General features: G+C 60.8%; 18 protein-coding genes and 2 pseudogenes. 9 read left to right on the plus strand and 11 right to left on the minus strand.

The window, feature by feature from the left end; all coding sequences use genetic code 11:
- Positions 1–123: 123 nt before the first annotated feature.
- The gene (locus tag IFO71_RS22245) at positions 124–2,073 is read right to left on the minus strand and encodes a methyl-accepting chemotaxis protein (RefSeq protein ID WP_192027715.1); all 1,950 of its coding nucleotides are present in this window, start codon (positions 2,071–2,073) and stop codon (positions 124–126) included.
- A 325-nt stretch (positions 2,074–2,398) separates the two neighbouring features.
- A complete protein-coding gene (locus IFO71_RS22250) occupies positions 2,399–4,654 on the minus strand; it encodes a methyl-accepting chemotaxis protein (RefSeq protein ID WP_192027716.1) in 2,256 nt (751 codons plus the stop codon).
- Between the two features lie 501 nt (positions 4,655–5,155).
- On the opposite strand from IFO71_RS22250, the gene IFO71_RS01295 reads away from it, so the two are divergent.
- From IFO71_RS01295 to IFO71_RS01305, 3 genes are read left to right on the plus strand one after another with little or no spacing between them, the layout of a single operon-like run.
- On the plus strand, positions 5,156–6,094 hold the full coding sequence (locus IFO71_RS01295; RefSeq protein WP_192027717.1) for a MerR family transcriptional regulator: 939 nt from the start codon (positions 5,156–5,158) through the stop codon (positions 6,092–6,094).
- A gap of 36 nt (positions 6,095–6,130) precedes the next feature.
- A complete protein-coding gene (locus IFO71_RS01300; protein WP_192027718.1) occupies positions 6,131–7,333 on the plus strand; it encodes a GGDEF domain-containing protein in 1,203 nt (400 codons plus the stop codon).
- A gap of 18 nt (positions 7,334–7,351) precedes the next feature.
- Positions 7,352–7,687, plus strand: coding sequence for a hypothetical protein (locus IFO71_RS01305; protein ID WP_192027719.1), 336 nt, complete (start codon positions 7,352–7,354; stop codon positions 7,685–7,687).
- Between the two features lie 653 nt (positions 7,688–8,340).
- Here the strand turns inward: IFO71_RS01305 and istB are convergent.
- The 8 genes and pseudogenes from istB to IFO71_RS01340 form a co-directional block, all read right to left on the minus strand.
- A complete protein-coding gene (gene istB, locus IFO71_RS01310; protein WP_192027720.1) occupies positions 8,341–9,126 on the minus strand; it encodes an IS21-like element helper ATPase IstB in 786 nt (261 codons plus the stop codon).
- Positions 9,123–10,151 carry an IS21 family transposase gene (gene istA, locus IFO71_RS01315; RefSeq protein ID WP_192027721.1) on the minus strand — a complete coding sequence of 343 codons (1,029 nt, stop codon included), beginning with the start codon at positions 10,149–10,151 and terminating at the stop codon, positions 9,123–9,125. Before istA ends, istB begins: the two co-directional genes overlap by 4 nt.
- Before the next feature lie 87 nt (positions 10,152–10,238).
- Entirely contained in the window at positions 10,239–10,691 is a 453-nt protein-coding gene (locus IFO71_RS21670) for a hypothetical protein (protein ID WP_225444306.1), read from the minus strand.
- A gap of 297 nt (positions 10,692–10,988) precedes the next feature.
- Positions 10,989–11,486, minus strand: a pseudogene (locus IFO71_RS21675) (UvrD-helicase domain-containing protein); the annotation flags it as partial.
- Positions 11,476–13,203 (minus strand): ATP-dependent nuclease, encoded by a 1,728-nt coding sequence (locus IFO71_RS01325; RefSeq protein ID WP_192027723.1) that lies wholly within the window; start codon positions 13,201–13,203, stop codon positions 11,476–11,478. The gene IFO71_RS01325 and the pseudogene IFO71_RS21675, both read right to left, overlap by 11 nt.
- 378 nt (positions 13,204–13,581) lie before the next feature.
- On the minus strand, positions 13,582–14,580 hold the full coding sequence (locus tag IFO71_RS01330; RefSeq protein ID WP_192027724.1) for a hypothetical protein: 999 nt from the start codon (positions 14,578–14,580) through the stop codon (positions 13,582–13,584).
- A gap of 259 nt (positions 14,581–14,839) precedes the next feature.
- A complete protein-coding gene (locus tag IFO71_RS01335) occupies positions 14,840–15,865 on the minus strand; it encodes a DNA-binding protein (RefSeq protein ID WP_192027725.1) in 1,026 nt (341 codons plus the stop codon).
- Between the two features lie 267 nt (positions 15,866–16,132).
- Positions 16,133–16,452 (minus strand): annotated as a pseudogene (locus IFO71_RS01340) (YnfA family protein).
- 145 nt (positions 16,453–16,597) lie between these two features.
- Between IFO71_RS01340 and IFO71_RS01345 the strand changes: the two are divergent.
- From IFO71_RS01345 to IFO71_RS01365, 5 genes are all read left to right on the plus strand, one after another.
- A complete protein-coding gene (locus IFO71_RS01345; protein ID WP_192027726.1) occupies positions 16,598–17,155 on the plus strand; it encodes a hypothetical protein in 558 nt (185 codons plus the stop codon).
- 67 nt (positions 17,156–17,222) lie between these two features.
- Entirely contained in the window at positions 17,223–18,485 is a 1,263-nt protein-coding gene (locus tag IFO71_RS01350; protein WP_192027727.1) for a TolC family protein, read from the plus strand.
- Complete coding sequence (locus IFO71_RS01355; protein ID WP_192027728.1) at positions 18,482–19,669, plus strand: efflux RND transporter periplasmic adaptor subunit; 1,188 nt, start codon at positions 18,482–18,484, stop codon at positions 19,667–19,669. The genes IFO71_RS01350 and IFO71_RS01355 overlap by 4 nt, the downstream gene beginning before the upstream one ends.
- 30 nt (positions 19,670–19,699) lie before the next feature.
- On the plus strand, positions 19,700–22,807 hold the full coding sequence (locus IFO71_RS01360; RefSeq protein WP_192027729.1) for an efflux RND transporter permease subunit: 3,108 nt from the start codon (positions 19,700–19,702) through the stop codon (positions 22,805–22,807).
- Positions 22,804–23,127, plus strand: coding sequence for a P-II family nitrogen regulator (locus IFO71_RS01365; RefSeq protein ID WP_192027730.1), 324 nt, complete (start codon positions 22,804–22,806; stop codon positions 23,125–23,127). Before IFO71_RS01360 ends, IFO71_RS01365 begins: the two co-directional genes overlap by 4 nt.
- Before the next feature lie 50 nt (positions 23,128–23,177).
- Here IFO71_RS01365 and IFO71_RS01370 read toward each other — a convergent pair whose 3' ends face one another.
- On the minus strand, positions 23,178–23,621 hold the full coding sequence (locus IFO71_RS01370; protein WP_192027731.1) for a MerR family transcriptional regulator: 444 nt from the start codon (positions 23,619–23,621) through the stop codon (positions 23,178–23,180).
- 89 nt (positions 23,622–23,710) lie between these two features.
- Between IFO71_RS01370 and IFO71_RS01375 the strand changes: the two genes are divergently transcribed.
- Positions 23,711–25,654 (plus strand): cytochrome c/FTR1 family iron permease, encoded by a 1,944-nt coding sequence (locus IFO71_RS01375; protein ID WP_192027826.1) that lies wholly within the window; start codon positions 23,711–23,713, stop codon positions 25,652–25,654.
- Positions 25,655–25,662 lie beyond the last annotated feature (8 nt).

Genomic DNA, 25,662 nt, shown 5'->3' on the forward strand with positions numbered 1-25,662 from the left:
GCCAGTAGCTGGATTCGTTCAGCGACGCATGCCATGCGGCAGCGAGCGTGATCAAGAACTGGTCTGGCGTCTCTATCACCGAATGCTGAGGATCGTTCAGTTGGGAATTCCCTCGGCGCAATGTCACTCGGCGTCAAGTTTGTTGTCACGCAGAAAGGCCTCTACGTTGGCATGCAAGGCACTGGCTTGTTCATCCAAAGCGCGCGCGGCGGCACTGGCCTCCTCCACCATGGCCGCGTTTTGCTGCGTAGCATCGTCCAACTGCACAACCGTCTTGCTGACTTGTTCGATGCCGACGGATTGCTCAGCCGACCCCGCGGCAATCTCTCTCATCAACTCGCTGACGCGATCGATGGAACCTCGTATGCCTTCCATGGTGCGCCCGGCAACTTCCACACGTTGCGTGCCGTCCGCCACTTGTTGCGACGACTCTGCGATCAGCTGCTTGATATCCCGCGCAGCCTCGGCGCAGCGCTGGGCCAGGCTCCGCACTTCAGACGCCACCACCGCAAAACCCCGCCCTTGCTCGCCGGCCCTCGCGGCCTCGACCGCCGCGTTCAAGGCCAGAATGTTGGTTTGGAAAGCTATGCCATCAATCACGCCAATGATTTCACCGACCTTCTTGCTGGACGATGCAATTTTCTTCATTGTCTCCACAATGCCTTCTACAGAGCCCGCGCCCTGCTTCACCTCGGCGGCGGCCTGCGCGGACAACCGGTTGGCTTCGTCCGCCGCGTCGGCGTTTTGCTTGACGGTGGCGGTCAGCTCTTCCATCGACGATGCGGTTTCTTCCAGGCTCGCCGCTTGCGACTCAGTGCGTGCCGACAGGTCGGCATTTCCTGAGGCGATCTCAGCGGAGGCCACCTTTATCTTCTCGGCGGTCTGATTGATCCCCAACACCATCTGCTTCAGCGCATTGGCCAGCGCGACCTGCGCCGTGACGTCGGTGGCGTACTTGATGACTTTGACCGGCTTCCCGTCGGCATCCAGAATCGGGTTGTAACTGGCGTTCAGCCAGATATCGGTGCCGTCCTTCCGGAGGCGCTGGAACTGGCCTGTTATTGGCTGGCCGCTCGCCAGCTGCTCCCACATGGCGCGATAGTCGGCACTGCTCGCGAATTCGGGCGTCACAAACCGCCGATGATGCTGGCCTTGGATCTCTTCCAGTTGATAGCCCATGCTGCGCAAGAAGTTGTCGTTAGCCGTGACGATCTCTCCACTCAGGGTGAATTCGATGACGGCCTGTACCTTGCCAATCGCCCGCAATTGGCTGTTCGCATCGGCCGCGCGCGTGCGCTGCGCCGTCACGTCGGTCGCGTATTTCACGACCTTGAACGGCCTGCCGTCGGGCCCAATGATCGGGTTGTAGCTCGCCTCGATCCATACGCGACGGCCACCTTTGCCGATGCGACCGAATGAGCCAGTACTGGCTTTGCCGGCACGCAGGTCCGCCCAGAACGCCTTGTACTCGGCTTTTCCGTGTTGGGCCGGCTCGATAAACATGGAATGGTGTTGCCCAACCACCTCAGCCTCGGTGTAACCCATCGTCTGCAAGAAGCCGGCATTGGCCCGGAGAATTCTCCCATCCAAGTCGAATTCGATCACGGCCATGTTGGTATTGATGGCGGAAATTTGGCCCTCGACATCGTACTCGCGCAGTTTGAGCACGGTGATATCCATTGCAAACTTCACCACCGATTCCACCCTGCCGCTCCGGTCCATGATCGGGTTGTAGGTGGCCTGCAGCCAGACGTCCTTGCCGGCCTTGTTGCGACGGCAGAACTGCCCCGCTTTGAATTCGCCTTTTTGTAGGTCGCGCCAGAATGTCGAATAGTCGGCCGAGGCCGCCGTTTCCTTGGCGACGAACATTCGGTGATGCTGGCCGACAACCTCGTGCAATCGATAGCCCATGACTGCCAGGAAGTTCTCGTTGGCCCACTCAATCGTGCCGGTTGGCTGGAATTCGATCACGGCCTGCGACCGGCACAAGGCCTCGTTTCGCGCTTCCAGTCGTCCGCGCCCAGAGCGGAAAAAGTCAATGAATCCGCGCGCGTGCTTCCGATCCGACTGCATAGCGACCTCCGACTCATTGGAATGCTCGCGGGTCACGGCGATTGACGGTGATCTGGTGTGACCCCAACCCTTCTGGTTCTACCGGGGTCACTGCAAAACGCAACCCCTTTGAATAGGTCTACGCTATGCAAGTGACATTATTCACAGGGCGGCGATTCCCCAACCTCTGCCGCACGAATACTCAGGCTCAGGAAGCGCGGCGTGAGCCTTCGGCACCCCATCTTTTCATGAACCCGCGAGTTCACGTGCTCCGCTCACCTCAGCGCGTTTCCGCACGTTGCTCACCACGACCAACGGCAGCACGCGAAGCGGCCGGGCGAAACCCTTAAAACTCACTCCAATCGGCATCATGGCTTCCCGCGGCCATCGATGGGGCTCGCTTGGGAGGGCTCACTGTTCGTGAGGCATGGTGCTTCCCGCTCGTCGGTTGGCTCACGTGTGATCGACGAGCATGATGACCGTCAGAAAGCGTGTTCGAGCGTTGCGCACCCACGCCATTCAGCACAAAGGCTGCGACCGATGCATTCAGCTGCACGGCTTGCGTTTCCATCGCGCGCGCCGCAGCCGACGCTTCTTCCACCAAGGCCGCATTCTGCTGCGTGGCCTGGTCCATTTGCACAATCGTGGTGTTGACCAACTCAATGCCACTGGCTTGTTCGTCCGACGCGGCCGTGATCTCGCTCATGATATCGGTGACGCGGCGCACCGAGCCCATGATCTCCTGCATAGTTTGTCCGGCTTCGCCTACCAGCGAGGAACCCTTATCCACCGTTTTCACTGAGCTGGCGATCAGCGTCTTGATCTCTTTGGCCGCCTCCGCTGCTCGCTGAGCCAACGAGCGCACCTCAGAGGCCACCACAGCAAAGCCCCGACCTTGATCGCCGGCGCGTGCGGCTTCCACGGCGGCGTTTAGTGCCAGGATATTGGTCTGGAACGCAATGCCATCAATGGTGCCGATGATGTCTTCGATACGTTTGCTGGACGCGCTGATCTCGGACATGGTCGCTACCACTTCAGTCACCACCGTATCGCCGCGCTGCGCTACGTCCGCTGCCGAAACCGACAGTTGTCGGGCCTGCCGTGAGTTCTCCGCGTTCTGCCGGACCGTCGAGGTCAGTTCCTCCATTGAAGAGGCGGTTTCTTCGAGGCTCGCCGCCTGCGTTTCCGTTCGTGCCGCGAGATCATTGTTGCCTGCCGCGATTTCGGCAGCGGCCGTATTGATGGTTTCCGCCGCGGTCTTGATGCCTGCAATGATCTCCGCCAGCTTGGTCACGGTTGTATTGGCATCGTTAGCGAGTCGTCCGAACGCGCCGGCGTAGTCCTTTTCAACTCGGTGCGTCAGGTCGCCGCGCGCCAGCGCATCCAACACCGTGCCCACATCGGTCAGCCCGGCATCAGCGGTCTTCATTAGCGTGTTCAACGCTTCGATCATTTCCTTGAAAGCGAACTGATAGCGCTTCTCGTCGCCGCGGGCACTGAAATCTCCGGCTGCCGCCGCGGCGACCAAGGTTTGCAGGTCGTTGTTAATCGACTGCAAGTTGCGCTTGACCGTGCCCATGGTCTCCGTGATCGCCGCCTTCTTGCCGGGGAGCTTTTCCATGTCCTGAGAGAGATCACCGATGGCATAGCGCCCCGCCAGATCGATTACGCGCATCTGCACTCCAAGGTGCGCCGCGACGAGATCATTGACAGCCGTGGCCATGACGCCGAATTGGCCGGGGAATTTGGCCGCATCGATCCGATGATCGATCTCGCCGCGCTCATGTTCATTGGCCATGTCGATCTGCGCGGAGGAAAATGCCTGCAAGCGCTCTTGCATATCGCGCATGTCGCGCAGGAGGGACGCGCCCGAGTGATTCAACGCGATGGGGTGACTCAACTCACCCTTGGCCATCAATTGGACTGTGCGCGCGGCATAGGCGGGGTCGCCACCCAATTGTCGAGTGACAATGCGGCTTAGCCAGTAGCCGATGCCAAAACAGCCCATCGCGCCGAGCACAGTCGCGACGATCATCAGCGTTCTGGTTAGGGTGTAGGCATCATCCGCCGCCGTGGCGGCGGCACTGGCGCCGAGTTGGTTGAATTCCTTTAACACGCCCAGTGCCGTATCCAACCGCTGAAAGTGGGTCTTTGACTCACCGCTCATCGCGAGCCGGGCGCCTTCTTGGTCGCCGCTGTTCGACAGCGCCAATATGTCCTTTCCTGAGGCACGGTAGTCGCGCCAAGCGGCTTGCACGTCCGAGAGATGTTGGCGTTCTTTGTCGCCACTGACCAACGGCTCGTATTGGGACAGGCCTCGCTCGAAAGCCGCCGCTCGCTCTTCTTCCTGCGATTCGATCGATCGCATTTCATTCGTATCCGTGGCCAACACGTGGCTGTAATGCGAGGTGCGAACCCGAGCCGCGTAATAGCGAAGCTCTCCTGCAAGGTTCACGCTTGGCAGCCACCCATCCGAGATCTCCCGAGTCTGACCGTCAAGTTCATGTGCCTCATAAACGGCGAACACCGCCACCGTAACGAGCAATGCGATCACCGAACCGAACGCCAAGTTCAAGCGCATTTTGAGTGTCATAGTGCTCATGCGGAGTAAGCTCCTTTGACGCTAAGTTGGCCGGCGTCGCATCGGCCTTGAGTGTTCGCACACCCAGCGAGTGGTATGAGTTGCCTTGTTAACGCGCTTGTACCGATTCTTTTGCCTCCAGCGGTTCCGACTGGACGCCCGTCGCGCGGCTGACCTGTCCGGCCCGGCGCTGACGACAAGCCCCGCATGCTCCCTAGCCGCAGTCCTGCAAATACCCTGTCTAGTCAGCACCCGGTTGCACTGCGTCCCCCAGGGTGCCCGCACACGCGTGGTTGTTCGCCCCGTCCTTGCAAGCGCTCATGATCCGGCCGCACCGCATTCGCCGACCGAGCGGCCAGTTCCCCGCGACCACCGTCACTCACGGTGACCACAGCCCCTCCTCTTTCTACATCGAAGTCTGAAAAATTAAGCCGTCTTGCATAGGATGCCCCTATACAACAGGTGATGCCGTCCGATGCGTGTGCGCTACTGTCCGGATAGCGAAACGGTAGGCAGGGGGCCATGTTTGCGATCACAGATGTCGCTCGGCTAACCAAAGTATCCGCGCTCACCTTGCGCACTTGGGAGACCCGCTATGGCGTCGTGAGTCCACGACGGGCCACAAGTGGCCTGCGTGGCTATTCCATGAGCGAGGTGCGCCGACTCAACTTGATCGCCGAATCTTGCCGTAGCGGGTTTCGCATCGGACAGGTGGCTGCGAGATCAACGCCTGAACTCGCGGTGATGATGCGCGCGCGTCGAGACGCTTGGCGCCCCCAGTATCCTGAGGTGGAGCGTCTAGTCGAGGCGGTGCGGGTCGGTGACGTGACCAAGATTGAACACGAATTGCATGCCTCATTGGCCCAACGATCGTTGTCCGAATTCGCCGATCATGTGCTCGCTCCCTGGGCCGCCAAGACGACGCAGGCAACGTGCCCGGCAGGCCCAGTCGCTAGGGAACGCTTGTGGTCCGGGCTTTTGACAGAATCACTGGTCAGGATGGTGACCCAGGGACCAACGCCGCAGGTCGCGGCGGCGCATGTGCTGACCGGCGCGCTGGGTCCGGAGAGGCACGGCGTGGGCGCACTCATTTGCTACGGGCTCGCAAAGCTCTGCGGGGCTCCGAGCATCAATCTCGGTGTGGATCTTCGCGTCGAGGATCTCGTTGAGGCGGCGGACTTGGTGCCCTCGGCACTTATCGCGCTCAGTTTCGTGGAGGAGGTCTCCGCGCAGCGCTTGAACAAACACCTGACGCAGTTGGATCAGCAACTCCCTTCCGACTGCCGCGTGATCATCGGTGGACGGGGTGTCTCCGCCATTCAGGACACATTGCTGCCTAGTCGCTGCCTTCGCGTTCGGTCGATCTCAGAGCTGTCCGATGTGTTGCTGCTCTTACTGTCCGAGACGTATGCCAAGCTTGCCATCCCTGGCTCGGCAGATGAGGCCGAAGACAATGGCTAGCGTACCGGGCGTGTTCTATGCCCTGGGGTGCGCAGCATGGCTGGCGCAGTGATGGACGTTCAAACGGCGTTTGAACTCGGCGCCGTCCTCACGCTGGCATTGGGTGGCGTGCTGATGTTCGTGGCGCGCGACCTGCCACGTGACCTCCGGGCCTCCGTGCGAAGTTGGACAGCCGGCACGGTGCTGCAAGCAACAGCCTACTTCTTGTTCTCTCGGCAGCCAGCCTGGCCCCAGCTGCTCACCATTGTCTTGGCCAATGCGTGCTTTGTCGGTGGACTGACCGGGTACTGGCGGGCAGTGCGGCAATTTGATGGGCGCCCTGACCGACCCGCGCTTTGGCTTCCTATTGCGTTCAATGTGCCTCTGATCTCTTTGTTTACGTACGCCCTACCATCCACAACGGCGCGGTTCGTCGTGTCATCTGCCATCGCCGCGTGTCTGTTCGGGTGGACCGGGCTGTCGCTCCTGCGCATTCGCAGCATTCGGCAAAGTGCCAGCCGACACTTGTTACTTGGCATTTGTTGCGTGGCGAGCGTGTATATGGGGAGTCGTGCTCTCTACTACGGACTCGTCATCGAAGTGCCTTCCGGTCTGCTTCGACAAGGAGCCGCTGCCAGCGCCGATGCCCTCCTCGCTCCGCTGCTGCCCGTGACGAGCACCGCGGCCTTCCTGGCGCTGTCAATCGACCGAGTGCGACGGCGTTTTGAGCGCATCGCGGCGACCGACCACCTCACCGGATTGCTCAGCCGTCGGTCGTTGGACGCGGCTGGCGAGAGTGCATTCGCACTGCGCAATACCGAAGATCGGGCTCTCACGGTGCTGCTCGCCGATATCGATCATTTCAAGCGCATCAACGACGAAGCTGGCCATGCGGTGGGCGACCAAGTGCTTCGCGACGTGGCGAGGGCGCTGCAAAGCCAAGTGCGCGCGGGTGACCTCGTCGGTCGATTTGGCGGAGAGGAGTTTCTCGTCGTAGCGCGCTTTTCACGGCGGGACGAGTCCCGGGTATTGGCAGAACGGTTGCGCGCCCGAGTTCGCCGCACGCCAATCAGCGCCAACGGCTGGTCCTTTACGGTCACCGTCTCCATTGGCATCGCAAGTTGCTGCGAGCGCGACACGTGCTTTGAGGATCTCGTGCAGCGCGCCGACGTGGCCTTGTACGACGCCAAACAGGCCGGTCGTGACCGTGTCTCGCTCGCCGAGTCGCCGACCCGGAACCACGCTTTCGATTTGACTTGAATGGGGAACAAGAAGCCCATGACCGACCTTGAGCCTATCAACGATGTTTTCCAATTCTCTCGTCGCGCAGATTTGCTGGGGCGCTGGGCCGCTCAACTGATCGATCCCGCGGTGCCCTCTTCTGAGCGGTGGCTATGTTATTCCAGGGTGAGCCGAGAGCTGTCCGAGCTCGTAGCCGATGCGATTGCCTACACCGATCACGTTCAGCGGGCAGAAGTGTCGTCGGAAACAGATCGGACCATGATTCTGAATGCCCTTAGAGCCCTGCTCGGGCAACTCAGAAAACTCGAAGCGCGAGTTGGCTTGTTGGGACCTGTGCTGGCAGCGCAGGCGCACGTTCAGCGCGATCGATAGAGGCTGGAACATCAATGCCGATGAGCACAAGAACACTGTCACTCAAGCACGACGGGTGTTCGGCATGTCGCGGCAGCAACTGGCATTGCCGGCGCCATGATCTCTGACATAGAAGCCTAATCCGCAGTTCCCAAATCGCGGTTTTTGAAGAACGAATCAATTCACATGTCCAGGCGACTCTTAACAATCGATCACCCTTTGATCTGTATAGCTTGGGGGTCCACTTTCCCGGCGACCAGCAGATTGCCGTCGACTGCCCGCTCTTGGCCGACCTCAGCCCCTGCCTTCCAGTGGAACGGCTCGTTGAGCTCCGAGTGGCGGAATGCGACCCGAAGCGGACAGCGCGCCCAGACTGGTAGCCTCTAGGATCGCAGCGCTAGCCTTTCAACTGGGATAGCGGCGACGTGCTATCGCGCCGCATTCAAGACGGATGTCTGCGAACATACAACCAGCCCTTTAGCTCCTCTTGTAAAGGCGACATAGAGGTTCTGGGCGGTCATTGTTTCTGGCTGAACAACTACCGCAATATCTGCCTCAAGTCCCTTCAAGAGCAGCGTGCTTCCTACGGATCGGCGCGGGATTGGGCGGCCGATGTCAACGCCAGTTGAATCTTGACCCACCCCGCCGAAGTAAATCTGACCCACCCGGCGCTGTCATTCTGCCGAGCTAGCGGCAGTCCTTCGTTCGATCAATCCGGCCTTGCGTTTGTCTTTCAGTCGGTAGCTTTCTCCTCTCAACGGAATCACGTGAGCGTGGTGCAGCAGGCGATCGAGCAGGGCTGCCGCCAGAGCGCTGTCGCCGGCCAGGGTTTGGTCCCACTGGCCAAAATTGAGATTGCTGGTGATGATCAGGCTGCCGTACTCGTAGCGTTTGGCGATAACCTGAAACAGGTCGTGAGCTGCGGCTTTGTCAAGCGGCAGGTAGCCGAGTTCATCTATGATCAACAGCTTGGGCATTCGGACATTGCCGCGTAACAGGCTGTTCAAGCGTTCCTGCCGTCGAGCAGTCTCGATCTCGCGCATCAAGTCGGCGGCGGTGTAGAACCGCACCTTGTAGCCGTTCTCTGCCGCCTTCAGCCCGAGTGCCAGCGCCAGATGCGTTTTGCCGACTCCACTGGGGCCGAGCAGCACCACATTCTCCCCGCGCTCGATAAAGGCCAGATTGGCCAGTTCGGTGAACTGCTTCTTGTTGGCGCCGGCGAAGCTGAAGTCGAAGTCCTCCAGCCGCTTGACCACCGGGAAGCCGGCTGTGCGAACCAGCATGGTTCGACTGCGTTCCTGGCGTTGCGCCGTCTCAGCACGCAGCACGCGCTCCAGGAAGTCGAGATAACTCCAGCTTGCCGTGCTGGCTTCTTGCGCCAGGTGGGTGGCGACATCAACCACACTGGACAGCTTGAGATCACCGCACAGGGCGGCCAGCCGCTGCTGCGCTAGATTCATGGCTGCACCCCACGACTGTAGTGATCGTAGCTCGACAGCGGTCGCTGCAACGGTGTGCTCAGTCGTGGCGGTGGTGCCGGTTTGGACTGAATCTCGCGCACGCTGGGCGCCGGTTGAACGCCTGGCAATGGCAGCAGCTTGGCGCGCTCCAATAGCAGCCGATCCGCAGGGCGCTCGCCGGTCGTGCCATGCACGCGTTGGTTGGCGATGGAGGCCTGCCAATCCGCGAAGCGCGCATTGACGATATTCAAGGTCAGGGCCTCACCTCGTTGCCGGAACTCGGCCCGTAGCGGCTCGAAGAAGCTCTCGCGCACGTAGCGGATGCCGCGCTCCACCTTGCCCTTGGTACGTGCCCGATACGGCTTGCAAAGCCGCAAGGTGAAGCCATACTCGCGCGACAGCGTGAGCATGCCATCGTGGAATCGATGGCGGCCCTTGCCGTCGGCATCGCGCTTCAACACCACCGTGGCCATGTTGTCGTACAGGCCCTCGCGCGGCACCCCGCCCATGGCCTCGAAGGCCGCCACATGCAGATCGCGCAAGGTCTCGAAGCGCTGGTCATCGACAAAGCGACCGAAGATCCAGCGCGAATAACCCAGCACCACCACGAACGCAAACCAGCGCAGGCCGTCAAAGCGAAATTCCGCCCAGTCGATCTGCATCTGCTGCCCCGGCGCCGTTTCAAACCGCACCACCGGCTCAGGCGGTTTTACCGGGCGCAGGCTCGCCATAAACGCGCGCAGAATCGAATGCGATCCCCGATAGCCCAGCTCGCGAATCTCCCGCAGGATCACCGTCGCTGGAATCCAGGCCGGCGCCGCGGCCGCCAGGCGATCCCGAACGTAATCCTGGAACGGATCCAGCTTGCTGGCCCGTTCGGCACGACGATAGCGCCGCCGTGATCCCTCGTCGCGTACACGGCGAACCGTGTTGCGAGACACCCCACATCGACGAGCGACCTCGCGCACGCCCATCCCCTGTTTCAACAACACCTCGATCTCCACTGCGTCCTCCTGGACCAACATCGGCGCTTCCATCAATTCGGGAAGCCGCCGGGGTACGCCCAGGTGGGTCAGTTTTCAACCGGCAGGTGGGTCAGTTTCCAACTGGCGCTAACAGCCGAGGTGGCGGTTGCGCTCACGGGCCTGAAGCGTGGCGGAGACAAAGTCCTGCCCACCGTTGATTACTGCCTGCATAGCCGACCGACAGCAGCGGAGAATTTCGGGGCGATACACGCGCGTTTCAGGGTGATCCGCCAACATATTCACCAGCTCAAGGGCGCGAGGCATGGTTCGCTCAGCTTCAAACGTCAAGGCTGCCCGCTCAACTGGAGTGGGCGCTGTTCGCGCCCGTCCGGAGCGCAGCGAACCGACGCGTGTGACAAGGTTGCTGGCCCCCACTCCGGTCATCACGGCGGAAGCAATCTCGGCAAGGTTTTGCAGCGCATCGGGGGCGCGTAAGTCGAAGCGCCGCGCAAAGTTGACCAAGTCGCGAAGGTCCACTGCCTCGACTGTCATTGCCCCAGGCGTTTGGCTGGTTAGCTGGTGACGGCCCTGAACGTTCATGGAGTCACCGATGACAAGCACCGTCCCTTCGCTGCCAGGTGCGTTTGTGCGCGCAGCAACTAGCCGCTGTTGCGCTTCAGTGCCATGAGTCAATTGGACCCAACGAACCTCTGATGGGGCGTTGCGAAGGTCGATGGGTTGACCAGCAGAGAGAAAAGGCCTCAGGGACAAAAGCCACTGTCCTAAGTTCTCCGCACCGGCAAGCCGCCAGCGCCACGGCGTTGCGAGAGCTCCGGCTGCAGGAAACCGTTCTTCAACATGCCCTTCCCAGTGAACCAGCTGATTCCCTCCAAACCCGAAGATCGCTTGGAGGGGATCGCCCAGGACGCAGGTGGGCAGGCTCTCAGCCAACGAGGATACGACGGCGTGTTGGATAAGGCTGCAATCCTGGTATTCGTCCACTAGCAAGCGGGCATACGTGGAAGCGATAGCTTGGCTAACATGGCCAGCTTCCAAGAGGTGTCGAGCGGCCGCACGAATCGCAGGGTAGTCGCTGCTAGGGTTCCTGAGCTCTAGCGTCTGGGGAGGATGGCCGCTTCGCGCGGGGAACTTCGCGATGAGCCTTATCGAGAAGCCATCGATCGTAGAAAGCCGATACGCGCTACTTGGAACCCCTGCTCGTTTCAGGCGCGCTCGCAGTGCGGCGACGCCAGCGTTTGTATGGGTAAGGACCAAGAACGGCCTGTCCCCTGGGTGAGATTTGAGTGCATCCGCGATCAGCTGGGTCTTTCCGCAGCCGGCCGGCGCGGTGACGGACCCACGTTGGATAGCCAGCAGATCGATCTCAGGCGGCACTGGTGAAGCCCCAAAGCTGATCTGTCACGCCCTTGAAGCCGGGTTCCGCATGTGGCAGCGAAGGACCCACGATGTTTAGTGCGATCTCTTGGTAGCAGGTCAGTGACTTGAACCAACCGCTGTTACGGATGCGGGATGCTTGGCCTAGGAGCGCGCGGGCGTCGACTGAATAGCCATGAATTAGTCTCTCGGTTTCAACACTATCCAAGGTGGCGCGGCCATCTGATCGCGTCTGGATGTGCTGGTTCATCAACTCGGCACCAACGAGTTCCTTGGCCTTGGTCATGAGGGCGTCGACCGCGTCCATGCTGAGATGGCGAAAGAGTTCGTCTTCCAGTGTTAGGCCATTACGCCAGGTCAGGAGCTGCCCGCCCGTTGCGAGGTAGGCCTCGGCGACACCGGCGCTGGTGGGCTTGTCAGCATCGATGAATACCAAGACGCGATAACCCAGCTTGCGAAGCGCAGCTCCTCGAGCAAAGGCTTTGTCAGGGCTACCACCGCCTGCGTTGACGTAGGCACCGCCATTCGCCAGAAAGGAGGTGGCGCCACAATTTACCCACCACTGGTCCAAGCCGCGGGCGAAGCCCACTTCGCTTGCCCCTTCGCACACGATGACGGATTTGGCCAGGAATGCTTCCGGGTCAGTCCGGAGCGTGCTTTGGATTTCGTCGGAAGTTCCGGCGACAGCCACTGCGTGGCTCGGAGGTCCCGGGCGCACTACAAACAGTTGGTTGCCTGACAGTTCACGCAAGGCCACCGGGGAATGGGTGGTCAAGAAAGCTTGGAGGGGAGAGGTTGCGTCTTTGGCGCCGAGCGAGTCCAACAACCGCATTAGCCGATGGGGTTCCAGCCCAAACTCCACCTCATCCACCAGGGCGATTGATGCTGAGGTGGACGCGGCCCGTTGGAGACCCGTGACCAGAAGGCGGGCAGAGCCCGTGCCCAGGGAGCGCAGTGGTATGCCAATGTCACTGTGCAGCGCGATAGCGCCTTCGCTTATCGAAACCGAGTGCGAATCGAGTAGGGCTTGCGGCATCGTTCCAACCGAAACTCCCAAAGCTTGCGCGGTTGTTTGCACGATGGAGAGGGTTTGGCCCAAATGGGACGACGCTTGGGTGCCAAAGTTGGCTCGCGCTTGGCGAGCAGCTAGTGCAAGTTGGGCCCCGAGTTCAGCTCGTTCGTCAGTGAGCCGATTGAGCACAGAGCCGCGGCTCCAGGACAAATTAGAACTGGCGAAGCTTCCGATGCGAGCGGGTGCCAGTGCTGTCCGGTCTTTCCATGGCAGTCCTCGCTCAAGGCCGTCGCGGCTGGCCCTCTCTGAGAAAAGCGTCCATGAAGGCTCTAAATCTGCCCCGATCTTGAGCAGCAGGGTTAACACCGTCTCCAGCCCAGCTCGCGGCTCGTCATCAACGGCTCCGGTGAGCGCGTCGAACCCACGCAAGAAGTCGCCGTAAAGATCAATGTCCATCAGTGAAGCAGGGAGTTCTCCCAGCGTGACCATGATGGATATTGGAGCCTCGACATTAAGGCCGTAGAAGTCCATGTCTCCGAAGGAAACGCTTCGTCGCGCGCCCAAGCACAGATCGATGGCGTCCAAGAGTGTGGACTTCCCACTGTCACCAGGACCGATCAGGCAGTTGATGCCCGGCGCTGGCGCCCATTCCAACGAGTGGATAGACCGGAAGTTCCGGATGGATACATGGCGAACGCGGGGCATAAAGGTTCCTTGTCGAGATCTACGACCAGTCCGTATTGGGCCCGGCAGGCTGCGAACTACCTTATCCCCGCGGTGATGCTAGTTCCATCTCCCTAAGAGTTCATCCGTCCTCACGATCACCTGCGGTTCGACGCCCGGTAACGACTGGAAACGTTAGAACTTTTAGCGCACGAAGACGTGTTGAGCTCGTCCTCTTCTGAGCTGGTTGCCAATGTCCGCTTCATGTCCGATCTGTGCCGGTTAACTCGCTGGAATCGTCGGGCAGTTGGTGTACCGGACGTGGTCAGCTTCGCTGGCGAACCTTGTAAGGTCGCTTGGCGAAGGTGGACACGTGCGTGGCGGCTTGCAGTTGCATGCTGCAGGACGAATAACCCCGCGTCATAGTTTGGGTGCAGTTCGCGTGCGCATATTGGATGCATATACCGATGCTTCCTCGCGCAAGCCCATGTCGATCATTGCGAGCAGAACGTCCATGACTGAGGCGCAACGTACTCCCTCGATCACATTGGTGCGCGTCTCATGTTCGTCTGCACGCACTAAGGTGACCACGACCGGGGCTGTCGCTAACACGTTCGGCTCGTACTCCAGTCCGTCGCTCAGTTTGCGTATGGCGGGGGCATCAAAGGTTCTGACGTCCCGCGGGACAAAGGCGACTAAATCGAGGCGGGGCATGCCGGCGATATTCAGGGTCGGCACTTCAGCGTGTGCAACTGGGACGCCAGACAAGGCGATCCCTGACCAGGTCGGGGTTTGGCTTGATCCTAGCAAGGACACTGCCCGATCCAACAATTCGACGGGCGTACGCAACCGCGCGCCTCGTTCGAACCGAAAGCGCAGCATTTGCGACCTTGCTCGAAGCATCGCTATCAGTTCGGTGGATAAATTCTCCGGCCCCAGATCAACTTGGTCGCCAAATCGCTCTTTGAGTAATCCGCAATACTTAAGCGCTTGCAGAGCTTCCCGTATGGGTGTCTGCGAGGCGCCAATCTGCTCGATCAGCCCCTTGACCGAACACGTTCCATGGTTGGTGACACTCGCGCCCACCAAAAGCCTAAGCACCTCTGCTCGGTAGTTGGGGCGATCCAGAGGGATCAGTTCAGACGCTGGTACCCCTATCCGCACTGAATTCGTTTTGACTCGCGCAGCAGGCGCTGGCTTCAATTCAAGTCGCATCCGCGCGGTGATCTCAGGTTTCACAGCTGCGAGCATGCGGCACCACTCGTCGCGAACGGTGACCTCACTGATCGCCGGGTCCTCCACCCGTATAACGGCGGCAATCGGGTTTTCCGCTAGGTCAGCCGCGATACTTAGCAGCTCTGCGCGGAAGTCCCGCGTGTTGCGCAGGTTCCGCAATGTTTTCTCTAGCCTGATAGTCATCTTGCGATTGTGTATTACCGAAGTCACTCTGCAAGTATTTTCTTACTCTGCATGTAATTCTCAGAGTCTATCAATGCCACATGGCCCAGTGACAGGGAAGCTGTAGTAGCCGGCCAAAAACTTCCCAACTATTTGATTATTCAGGCGAAAGTCGAAAAATTGATATTACCCGCTTCTCGTGCTCCTTGGACCAAGTAAACCAAACTGAGGTCACGGCCGTGACCTATTAGTTCGAGTGATCTCCTGAAGCCAGGAGCTATCAGCTTTGAGGATCTGATGCGGACGACTTTGCATGTTCAAGTGCGCCCACCATGGCGCGCATTCCGGCCAGCTCAGCAACGGCGGCAGCCAGTTCGACGCGGGCTCGCCCCAACTCTTCCTGTAAGCGTAGACGGGCCTGATCCTTCTGTTCAATGGTCTCTTTGACGCTGGCTTGTTCTGCAGCGGACTTGGCCAGGTCAGTTTCGAGCTGCTGAACGCGGGCCGGCAACACGGCCAGCTTGTCGCTCTCTAAACGTGCCGCGTCACGCTCGCTTGCTACCGAACGAACTTCCTGTTGCAGTCGATTGGTGTGTTCAAGCAAGCGGCTGTTGTCGCGATTGAGATGGATGAGATCGGTGTTCTTCGCATTCAATTGCTCCGCTGCCTGTCGTAGCTCGACCTGTAGGATCTGCACGGCTTGGTCATGTTGTCGCTGCTCCCGTTCACGTTGCTCCTTGGCTGCATTCCTGAAGTGCTCCAACGCATCGCGAGCCGCCTCATGCTTCTCCTCCAATGATTCCAGATGCTCCGCCTGCTCCCGTTCGCGGCGTTCCTGAGCGGTGAGCCTTTCCTGCAATTGCGCCATTTGCACGTGGGCCTGCTGCAGTTGGTCGGTGGTGGCCTCGTGGGCGGTGCGCTCACTTCCCAATGAGGTTTCTAGGTCCTGGAGCCTAGATCGAAGAGAGGTTAGCTCCTGTTCCAGCGCTCTGGCCCGAGCGTTGGACTCGTTGATCTTCGCTTGGCTTATCCCTCGCTGCTCTTCGATGCGCTCGTCCGCTTCTTTTTGAAGTTGCGAAGCTAGGCTATCCACCAAAGACTGAAGGCTCTCGCTGATGGGAATTCGGGCGCCGACAGATACCCCCTCATCGGCCTCGATCTCCTTCAGGAGACGATGGATGGTGGTGCGCGATCCCGTGTTGCCAAGGGTGGCTCTGACCAGGTCAATGGAGGGGTGTTTGCCTTGGGCCATCAGCGCTCGGCGGGCCTTCTCTACGTCGGTGCGGTACACGCCAGCGCGGGCCATGAAGCCTCCTTGGATTATTTCGTACTGTGGTACGTATTACGTTAATACGTACCATGAAATGCCGCAATATGTCCGGTAAGGCAGTCGTTTCTAACATGGAATAATGCGGGATTATCCCATCTAGACTCACTGCCGGGCCTCGCCCCCGCCAAAAGTTCGTACGGAACCGTGGGTTCGGGGGTTACAAGAGACGGACTCCGTGCCAGTCGCCGAAATTCGATTGCCGGCGGCGGTTGTCTTTGCCGCCCTGTGGACCTTCCGACATGTTCATGCCTTGGCACCCAGCAAAATGATGCTCGCGCCCAGGAGAGTCACGGCGACGCCAACGGCATCGCTCCAGCTGGGTCGATGGAGTCCACCACCCAGAGCCAAGTCAAGGCTACGCCGATGTACACGCCGCCGTAGGCAGCATATACGCGGCCGGCGGCATGCGGATGCAAGGTCAGCAGCCAGACGAATACGGCCAGGCTTGCGGCGGCCGGCAAGAGCAGCCAAGCAGTGCGGTCGTGCTTCAACCACAGGTAAGGGAGATAGCAGCGGATGATCTCCGCCAAGGCGGTGGCAACAAACAGCCAAGAATCTTGAATAGTTCCATGGCGGTCCTTCGGATGAGCCGATTGGGTTCTCGCCTAAGACGCGAAACGCGACATGAGCCAACTGCCTGGGTCCTATGGCACTGAATCTGTCAGCAGGCATGACAGACGTGCGATGAACTGCACGGGTTAGGCAATCGTGTCGACTTGGATTTACTTACGCAAACGCGAGGCATTTGTCGATCGGGCCTTTCCCATTTTTTGGATGCTTCTTGGTCGATTTGATAACGCCGGCAAAGCACAATCAGAGCAACCGGACAATCAAGGCCACATAGTCTCCGATGAAATTGTGTACGCCCATAACGCGCGGTATCGTCCGCGCATGTTTGCTCCCAGGACACCATTGCTCGCAGCCCTTCGCCGCTCAACCCGGCTGGCGGCGTTTGCGCTTGTTGTCTTCGTTTTCCGGCTCGGGTTAGTAGCAGCGTGCGCGCCCGGTGATTTGGCGGAAAGCCTTGCGTCGGGTGGCGGAGATCCCGCTGTTCACCTATCCGTTGAAGGCGACCAAGCCGACCTCGGTGGGATCAAGGCGCATGACAGCGGCCATTGCTTGCATTGCGGCTGCCATGTCCCCGCTGCATTGCCGACTGCCATCGTCGCGCAACTGCTCTCCTTGCCAATCTCGCAGGATCGCCAGGAGGCGCATTCCCCTCCCGATGCCCACGTTTGGCGTGAGCTAAGACCGCCCATCGCCTAGTCCTCGACCGTCCGACCCCGTCGCCACCGCGTGATGGGCCTGTCCGTTCGTTCAAGGATTTCTTTCCATGGATTTTCATGCTGTTGCGCGAGCCCGTTGGCTTGCCAGCGGCGTGTTGCTGGCCGCTCATTCACTGAGCTCAGCGCACGCTGCCATTCCACTTGATTCGCCCTGCGCCGTTCGCCAAGCTTGGTCCGATCATCCGGCGTCGGAGGCGGCGGAGCAGACACTCGCGGCGGCCCGTGCGCGTGCCGAAGCATCCTCGCTACCTCTCTACAACCCCGACCTGGAAGTCGCGGTAGACAAGGAAGGCGGCGACCGCACTTCGACGGCAGGGTTGTCCCTGACGCTTGATCTGTTCGGCAAGCGCGACGCCAATCGCGCACTCGGTGTCGCTGAATACGATGCTGCGGCCGCCGAGGCCGCCTATCGCCGAAGCGCCTTCGCACAGCAGTGGTTATTGGCATCCATCGATCGCCAATCTGCACTGTCCCGCCGCGATCTGGATTTGCAGCGTTTGGCTCTGATGCAACGCTTTGCTGACCTAGCTCAGCGTCAGTTCGATGCGGGCGATGTTTCGGCGCCCGAACGCGATCTGGCGGCGCTGGCGCGGGATCAAGCAGAAGCCGAACACGCTGCCTTGTTGGCTGATGTCGCGCGCGCGGAAGAAGCGTTTCGGGCGGTTGGTGGCGCTACCAGCACGAGCGATTTCGCAAAGTGCACATCACAGAACCTGGTGTTAGATGCCGACTTTGACCCTTGGCGCACTCCAGAAGGTCGGCTCGCACGTGCCAACCAGCAGGCCGCCGCACAGCGGGTGTCCGTTGCGGATAGAGCACGCCGCGCCGATCCGACGCTCAGCATCAAAGCGGGGCGGATTGAGCTGGGCCCGACTACTGACAACGTACTCGGGTTCTCCGTCAGCGTGCCGTTGCAGTTCCGCAATCCGTATCGTGCAGAAGTAACGGCCGCGCGCGCCGAGGCGGAAGCCGCTTCAGCAGAGCAGGCACGGATCGAGCGCGAATTGATCGCCCGGGCGGAACGCGCCAAGTCGACCCTGAGCGCACTCAAAGCGGCCTGGCAGCGCTGGCAAGCCGGACCCGGTGCGCGGCTTGGCGAGCGGACGGATCTTCTGGAGCGCCTGTGGCGTGCCGGCGAACTCAGTACCGCCGACTACCTGACGCAACTGAATCAATCGCTGGCGACCGCATTCGCCGGCGTGGACCTGCAAGGCCAGGCCGCACGTGCCGAGGTCGAGGCGCTGTACGCCACCGGCCGGCTCGATGCCTGGATCGGTTTCGATGCCCCCCATTCCGAGAACACCCCATGATGATGATAAATCGAACCCTGGCGATCGCCTTGGCGAGCCTGCTCCTGCTCAGTGCGTGCACGGATGACAGCAACCCGAGTGTTGCCAAGCAGCGTGATCACGCGGACCGCGCGGCGACTGCCGATGGCGGCGAAAACCACAACGACGACGGTGACGAACACGGCGATGAACACGGCGACGAGGCGCATGACGAAGAGGCGCCGCGCTGGAATGCCACCTCGCTGGAGGCCGCCGGCATTCGCTTGGAAGCCCTGCAGCCGCAGGTCCTGAGCGAAACTCTGCGTGCGCCCGGCGAAGTGGTCGATAACGGCTATGGCACGACGCTGATCACTCCGCGAATCGATGCGCTGGTGGTCAAGCGCCATGCGCGGCTCGGTGAGGAAGTGCCGAAGGGCGCGCCCTTGGTCACTTTGTCTAGTGTTGAGGTCGCAGAGGCGCAGTCCGCGCTTCGTTTGGCCGAGCAGGAATGGAAACGGGTGCAGGCGCTGGGTCGCGACGCGGTTTCGGGCCGACGCTACGGCGAAGCCCAGATCGCCGCGGAACAGGCACGTGCGACGGCACAGGCCTACGGAATGGGCAGCGACGTCGAAGTCAATGCGCGGGGCGATTTCACCCTGAAGGCGCCGCATGCGGGTCGGATCACGCAAGATGCCTTCGTGATCGGCCAGCGAATCGAGTCGGGTCAGGTGTTGTTCCGCCTGGTGGACGAGTCGATCGTGTGGGTCGATGCCAAACTTCCCGCCGAGCAGGCGCATCGCATCGCGATCGGGGCTGAGGCCGAAGTCGCGCTGGGTCAGCTACGGCTGCGCGGCAAGGTGATGCAGCACGCTCATCACACCTCGGAAGACACCCGAAACGCCAAGATTCGTTTGGAGGTGCCCAACGCAGGCGATCGCCTGCATGGCGGCGACTTTGTCGATGTCTACCTGCCGGCGGGTGAGCCGGGCCCGGCGCAGCTGGCGCTGCCGACCGCCGCTCTGGTGCAGATGGAAGGCGAGACCGTCGCGTTTCGACAAGACGGCGAATCCATCGAACCTGTGCCGGTGCGTACTGGCGCGGTGATCGGCGATCAGACCGTGATCCTGAGCGGCCTTGCTGCCGGAGATCGGGTGGTGATTGAAGGTGCCTACGTGCTCAAGTCGCAGGCCTTGAAGTCACAGCTGGGAGAAGGTCATGCGCATTAACATCGCCTTCCACCTCAATGGGAGGGCAGCATGCTGAATCGCCTGGTGGAAATCTCCCTGCGTTACAAATTCCTGGTGCTGATCATCTTTGCCGTGGTCGCCTTTCTCGGTGCCCGGGCGGTCCGGGATGTGCCGATCGATGCGTTCCCGGATGTCACGCCGGCCCAGGTCAACATCTACACTGAGTCGCCAGGGCTTGCGGCCGAAGATGTCGAGCAACTGCTGACCTTTCCGGTCGAGTCGGCCATGGCCGGCCTGCCCAAGGTGAAGGAGATTCGTTCGGTCAGCCTGTTTGGCCTGTCCTATGTCGCGGTCTACTTCGACGATGACATGGACATCTACTTTGCGCGCCAGTTGGTCAACGAACGGCTGCAGGAAGTGGGCGATCGCTTGCCGGAAGGCTATGGCAAACCCAGCATGGGGCCGAATGCCTCTGGCCTCGGTCAGGTGTTCTGGTACACCGTCGAGCGTGCGCCGGGCATTTCGGCCGAGCAGATCTCCGACATGGATCTGCGTACCTGGCAGGACTGGACGCTGCGGCTGATCCTGCGCACGGCGCCCGGCGTCGACGATGTCACGTCTTGGGGTGGCGGTGAGCGCGAGTTCCAAGTGCAGATCGATCCGCAACGTCTGTATGCCCGCGGTCTGGGTTTTGCCGATGTGATCGAGGCTATCCCGGCCAACAACGGCCAGGTCGGCGGCAATGTCATGGACGTGGGGCGTGAGCAGTATCTGGTCCGCGGCCTGGGCTTGGTGCGCTCGGCGGCAGATATCGGTGCCATCGTACTCAAGTCCGAGGACGGCGTGCCGGTGTATCTGCGTGATGTGGCCCGCGTGGAGCAGGCGCCAGCACCGCGGTTCGGTGCGGTGACCCGCGATGGCGAGGAAGTGGTGTTGGGCATGGCCTTGGCGCGCATCGGCGAAAACGCCAAGGATGTGGTTGAGGCAGTGAAGGCCAAGCTCGACACGGTGGCCAAAGCACTGCCCGAGGGCATGGTAGTGCGGCCGATCTACGAGCGCACTGATCTGGTCAACAAGGCAGTCGGTACCGCCACACGCGCGCTGATCGAGGGTTCGATCCTGGTGGCCCTGGTTCTGTTCTTGTTTCTCGGCGAGTTACGCTCGGCCCTGGTGGTGATTGTGACATTGCCGCTGGCGATGCTGATTGCCTTTATCGGCATGGGCCAGACCGGGCTGTCGGCCAATCTGATGTCGCTGGCGGGGCTGGCCATAGGCATCGGCATGATGGTGGATGGCGCGGTAGTGATGGTGGAGAACGCCTACCGCATCATGGCCGAGCGACGCGCGCATGGCGAACAAGTCAATCGCACGGCCGCTGTGTTGGCCGCCGCGCATGAGGTGGCCAACCCGATCGCTTTTGCCATCCTGATAATCATCGTCGTGTTCCTGCCGCTGTTCAGCCTGGAGGGTTTGGAAGGCAAATTGTTCAAGCCCATGGCCTTTAACATCGCATTTGCGATGGCGGGTTCGCTGGTATTGAGCTTGACCTTGATTCCGGTGCTGGCGGCGATGCTGCTCAAGCCCGGCGAGGAAAAGGACACCCGTCTGATGGGCTTCATCAAACGGCGCTACCGACCGCTCCTATTGGCCGCAATGACACGCAAACGTGTGGTGGTGATCTCGGCAGGTGTGGCGATGCTAGGCAGCCTCGCGCTGTTCCCGCTGCTCGGCAAGGAATTCATGCCGCAGCTGCAGGAGGGCTCGATCATGTGGCGGGTCACCGGGATTCCGTCCACTTCGCTGGATGAATCGATCCGCACTAGCAATACGATCGCCGAGGCCTTCAAGAAGTTTCCGGAGGTGGAGACGACGCTGGCGATGATCGGCCGCGCAGAAAAGGGCGAAACAGCCGATGTGAACTACATGGAGATCTACACCGCCTTGCATCCGGAGGACGAGTGGGACACCGGGCGCTCGATCAAAGAACTTGAAGAGGCCATGCAGGAAACGCTGGAAGAGGTCGTTCCCAACGTCGTACCCGGCTACACGCAGCCGATCCAGATGCGCGTGGAAGAGTTGATCTCCGGTGTGCGGGCCACGCTTGCGCTCAAACTCTATGGCGAGAATCTGGGCGAGCTCGATCGCCTCAGCGCACAGATCAAGACGGTGCTGGCAAGCGTGCCCGGCGTCGCTGATCTCTCCCTGGAAGCGAACGTCGGCAAGCCGCAGATCCGCATCGAGGTCGACCGCGACGAACTGGCCCGCCACGGCATGAATGCCGAAGAGGTGCTCACCGTCGTGCGCAACGGACTCGGCGGCGAGCCGGTCAGCGTGTTGCTCGATGGCGTCAAGCGCTTCGATATTGCCGTGCGACTGGATCAGGGCACGCGTGACTCGGTCGAATCATTGCGGCGCATTCCCTTGCTGACAGCCAGTGGCGCCTTGGTGCCCCTGGGTGAAGTGGCCGAGGTGAGTGTGGCTGAAGGGTATTCCTTCGTGCGGCGCGAGCAGTTGCAACGCTATGCGGTGATTCAGATGGACGTGCGCGGTCGCGATGTCGATGGCTTTGTGCGCGAGGCAAGTGCAGCGGTGGAACAGCAGGTAAGAATGCCAGCCGGCTACTGGATCGAATGGGGCGGCGCCTTCGAAAACCAGCAACGCGCGTTGGCCAAGCTGAGCCTGATCGTGCCTATCACGATCTTCTTCATCTTCGTGTTGCTCTACACCGCGTTCAACTCGATCAAATACGCCACTTTGATCATCGCCAATGTGCCCTTTGCCACCATCGGTGGGCTGCTCGCGTTGTTCATCACCGGGCAGTACCTATCCGTGCCCTCGGCGATTGGCTTTATCGCCGTGTTCGGCGTGGCGATGCTCAACGGCATCGTGTTGGTCAGCTTCCTCAACGAACAGCAGCAGAAGGGGCTCAGTGTGCGTGATGCGGTACTGCAGGGCACGGCCCTGCGACTGCGCCCGGTGCTGATGACCGCTAGCGTGGCGATCCTCGGCTTGGTGCCGATGCTGATATCCAGCGGGGTGGGCGCTGAAACCCAGCGTCCGCTTGCCACCGTCGTCGTCGGTGGACTGCTGAGTTCCACCTTGCTCACCCTGATCCTGCTGCCCGTGCTCTACGAGTGGCTGGAAACCCGAACCACCCGCCCGGAGGATCGCGCATGAAACGCATCACTGCTTTATTGCACGCGCATCGCATGAGCGACATCGTGCATGCGCTGGAGGCCGTCGGTCAGCGGCGGCTGAGCATCACCCACGCGCATGGCCTGCTGTCGGCCAGTGACAGCCGGGAAAGACAGTTTTCGGTGGAACTGGGTGAGTTGGTCACGCAAGAGATCCAACTCGATGTGTTCTGCGAGGACGCCGAAGCGGCGTCGGTGGTCGCCCTGCTCAAGCGTCACGGTCGCACGGGTCAGCACGTGGCCGGCTGGATCTTCGTGGCGGATGTGCTCGACGGACTGGTCATTGATGGGGGTGGTGGATGACGGAAGAGGATTGCATGGGGCGTCATGTGCCGGCCCGCACTGCGGTCCGATCAAGGGGGCGCGCTCGGCGCGCGCCCCTCCTCCTGGCCGGGCGCCACTCTGTCGTCGCGGCGCCGCAAGGCGCCAAGGATCGTGCAGCCACCGCGTACGGTGCCGGCACATTGGCTGATCACACGCTGCAGTTCATCGGCCATTCGCGTGAGTTCTTCCACTCGCCGCAGTACTTCCGCCAAGTGGCTGCGAGCCACCGCATCGACTTCGTTGCAAGACAGGTTGGGGTCGTCGTTCAAACGCACCAGGCTGCGTATCTCGTCGAGGCTAAAGCCCAGTTCCCGACCGCGGCTGATGAACCGAAGCCGGTCGACATCCGCTGCCCCGTACGTGCGATAGCCGGCGCCGGTCCGCAATGGCGCCGGAATGAGGCCAATGCGCTCGTAGTAACGGATGGTTTCGAGGTGGCAGCCGCTCAGAGCGGCTGCCTCACTGATTTTCATTCGCATTTGCCTTGACCCTGTACCTACTACGGAGTTTACTCTGTGCGCGCCTTCCACCGCCCAGTCAACTCATCAGTTGCGTGATTGCCATGACAGTTTCAAATACGCTCGCTCGACTCAGTCTTCTGACCCTTTTGCTGGGATGCATGCTCCCCCCATCGGCCGCGGCCGATCAGGTGTCGGTGAACCCCCGTCAGACCTGGCAGATGCTGGAATACATCGCGGTGGACTATGCCGGGGCAGTGCAAGAGGGTCAGGTTCGGGACGCTGCCGAATATGCCGAGATGCGCGAGTTCGCCGGTGTGGTGAAGGCGCAATTGATGCAACTCCCGGAAACACCGAATCAAGCCCGCCTCTTGGCAGCGGGCGATCGATTGATCGCATCGGTTGCCGCGAAGGCCGAGCCGGCGCAGGTAGCTTCACTGGCACGTGCACTGGCCGACGAACTGCTAGCCAGTTATTCCCTCGCAACGGTGCCTTCGCTTCCACTTGATCTGGACCGGGCAGCTCAACTTTATGTACAGCAATGTGCTGGCTGTCATGGCGTGGAAGGGCGTGGCGATGGCCCCACCTCGGCCAGTCTCGATCCTCGCCCGATCGCGTTCACTGACCAAGTCCGGGCCGCTGAGCGCACTCCGCTCGCGCTCTATGAAGTGATTTCCCAGGGCGTGCCGGGGACAGGTATGGGCAGCTTTGCGGGCTTGGCTGACAACGATCGATGGGCGCTGGCGTTTCATGTCGGCGGTCTTGCGTATTCGGCAAGTTCTCGCCGGGAAGGCGCGAAATTTTGGCCCAAAGCGGTTCGAGCCCACACGCGGGTCCCAACGTTGGAGGCACTAACGCGACTGCGGGAAGCGGACTTGGCGACCACTCTGCCAGCCGACCAGGCCAACGCGATCGTTGCCTACTTGCGAGCCAATCCCCAGGCAGTGCTGGAACCGTCGGGCAAGAGCAACCCGTTGGCCTTGGCACGCCAGCAATTGGCTGCCAGCGAACGCGCGTTCGGCAAAGGCGACTATCAGGGGGCCACTACCCTGGCATTGTCGGCCTACTTGGACGGCGTCGAACCGATCGAGCCTACCCTCGCGGCGCGCAACCCTGACTTGCTGCGAGAGATTGAGGCCGCCATGGGACGGTTTCGAGCCTTGGTCGGGGGCCATTCCAGCCCAGAAGCCCTCAATGCACAGGCCTCACTCATGAACTTGCTGTTCGATCGTGCTGACGCCGTCGTTCAGGACGGCCAGGCAGACCCGACCGCTGCCTTTCTTGGCAGTTTTACCATTTTGGTCCGTGAGGGGCTTGAGGCGTTGCTGATTGTGATCGGCATTATTGCGTTCTTGCGCAAAACCGAGCGCGAAGACGTGCTGCCGTACGTCCATGCTGGCTGGCTGGGCGCCCTTCTGGCCGGTGGCCTCACGTGGGCTATTGCGACCTACGTCGTCGATATCAGTGGGGCCAATCGTGAGGTGACCGAAGGGGTGTCAGGCCTATTCGCCGCTGCAGTTCTGCTGAGCGTGGGCATCTGGATGCATCAGAAGAGCGTGGCCGGGCGCTGGCAACAGTATCTGCACGCCAAACTATCTGCGGCCTTAACGCGTCGTTCCGCGATCTTTCTGTTCACCTTGGCGTTTGTGGCGGTATACCGAGAGGTGTTCGAGACCATTCTATTTTTTATCGCTCTGTGGAGCGAACAAAGTGCCGGTGCCATGACAGCGGGCCTGCTAGCGGGCATCGTCGTATTGGTCGTTGTTGCCTATTGCATGTTGCGTGTCAGCAAGCGCCTGCCCATCGGCCGCTTCTTCTCGGTGAGCTCCTGGTTCATTGCCGTGCTTGCCGTCGTACTGGTTGGCAAAGGGGTAGCGGCGCTGCAAGAAGCCGGTTGGGTGGGGCTACGCTTTATCAACATGCCGAGGATCGAATGGTTGGGCGTTTACCCCTCTTGGCAGTCCTTGCTGGCCCAGATTTCTGTCGCCTTGGCCGCCGTCCTGGGGTTTTACGTCAATGCCCGCGTTTCCCGTGCACCGGCCCCTTAATTCGCCTT

It is taken from the genome of Pseudomarimonas arenosa (assembly GCF_014841215.1).
Taxonomy (GTDB): Bacteria; Pseudomonadota; Gammaproteobacteria; order Xanthomonadales; family Xanthomonadaceae; genus Pseudomarimonas; species Pseudomarimonas arenosa.

Excerpts from the sequence above, each read along its gene's own strand:
- IFO71_RS01350 (WP_192027727.1), top strand. The coding sequence starts at position 17,223 with ATGGATTTTCATGCTGTTGCGCGAGCCCGTTGGCTTGCCAGCGGCGTG.
- IFO71_RS01330 (WP_192027724.1), bottom strand. The coding sequence starts at position 14,580 with ATGACTATCAGGCTAGAGAAAACATTGCGGAACCTGCGCAACACGCGG.
- IFO71_RS01355 (WP_192027728.1), top strand. The coding sequence starts at position 18,482 with ATGATGATGATAAATCGAACCCTGGCGATCGCCTTGGCGAGCCTGCTC.
- IFO71_RS01360 (WP_192027729.1), top strand. The coding sequence starts at position 19,700 with ATGCTGAATCGCCTGGTGGAAATCTCCCTGCGTTACAAATTCCTGGTG.
- IFO71_RS01365 (WP_192027730.1), top strand. The coding sequence starts at position 22,804 with ATGAAACGCATCACTGCTTTATTGCACGCGCATCGCATGAGCGACATC.
- IFO71_RS22245 (WP_192027715.1), bottom strand. The coding sequence starts at position 2,073 with ATGCAGTCGGATCGGAAGCACGCGCGCGGATTCATTGACTTTTTCCGC.
- istB (WP_192027720.1), bottom strand. The coding sequence starts at position 9,126 with ATGAATCTAGCGCAGCAGCGGCTGGCCGCCCTGTGCGGTGATCTCAAG.
- IFO71_RS01335 (WP_192027725.1), bottom strand. The coding sequence starts at position 15,865 with ATGGCCCGCGCTGGCGTGTACCGCACCGACGTAGAGAAGGCCCGCCGA.
- IFO71_RS22250 (WP_192027716.1), bottom strand. The coding sequence starts at position 4,654 with ATGAGCACTATGACACTCAAAATGCGCTTGAACTTGGCGTTCGGTTCG.
- IFO71_RS01375 (WP_192027826.1), top strand. The coding sequence starts at position 23,711 with ATGACAGTTTCAAATACGCTCGCTCGACTCAGTCTTCTGACCCTTTTG.
- istA (WP_192027721.1), bottom strand. The coding sequence starts at position 10,151 with ATGTTGGTCCAGGAGGACGCAGTGGAGATCGAGGTGTTGTTGAAACAG.
- IFO71_RS21670 (WP_225444306.1), bottom strand. The coding sequence starts at position 10,691 with ATGAACGTTCAGGGCCGTCACCAGCTAACCAGCCAAACGCCTGGGGCA.
- IFO71_RS01370 (WP_192027731.1), bottom strand. The coding sequence starts at position 23,621 with ATGAAAATCAGTGAGGCAGCCGCTCTGAGCGGCTGCCACCTCGAAACC.
- IFO71_RS01305 (WP_192027719.1), top strand. The coding sequence starts at position 7,352 with ATGACCGACCTTGAGCCTATCAACGATGTTTTCCAATTCTCTCGTCGC.
- IFO71_RS01325 (WP_192027723.1), bottom strand. The coding sequence starts at position 13,203 with ATGCCCCGCGTTCGCCATGTATCCATCCGGAACTTCCGGTCTATCCAC.
- IFO71_RS01295 (WP_192027717.1), top strand. The coding sequence starts at position 5,156 with ATGTTTGCGATCACAGATGTCGCTCGGCTAACCAAAGTATCCGCGCTC.
- IFO71_RS01300 (WP_192027718.1), top strand. The coding sequence starts at position 6,131 with ATGGCTGGCGCAGTGATGGACGTTCAAACGGCGTTTGAACTCGGCGCC.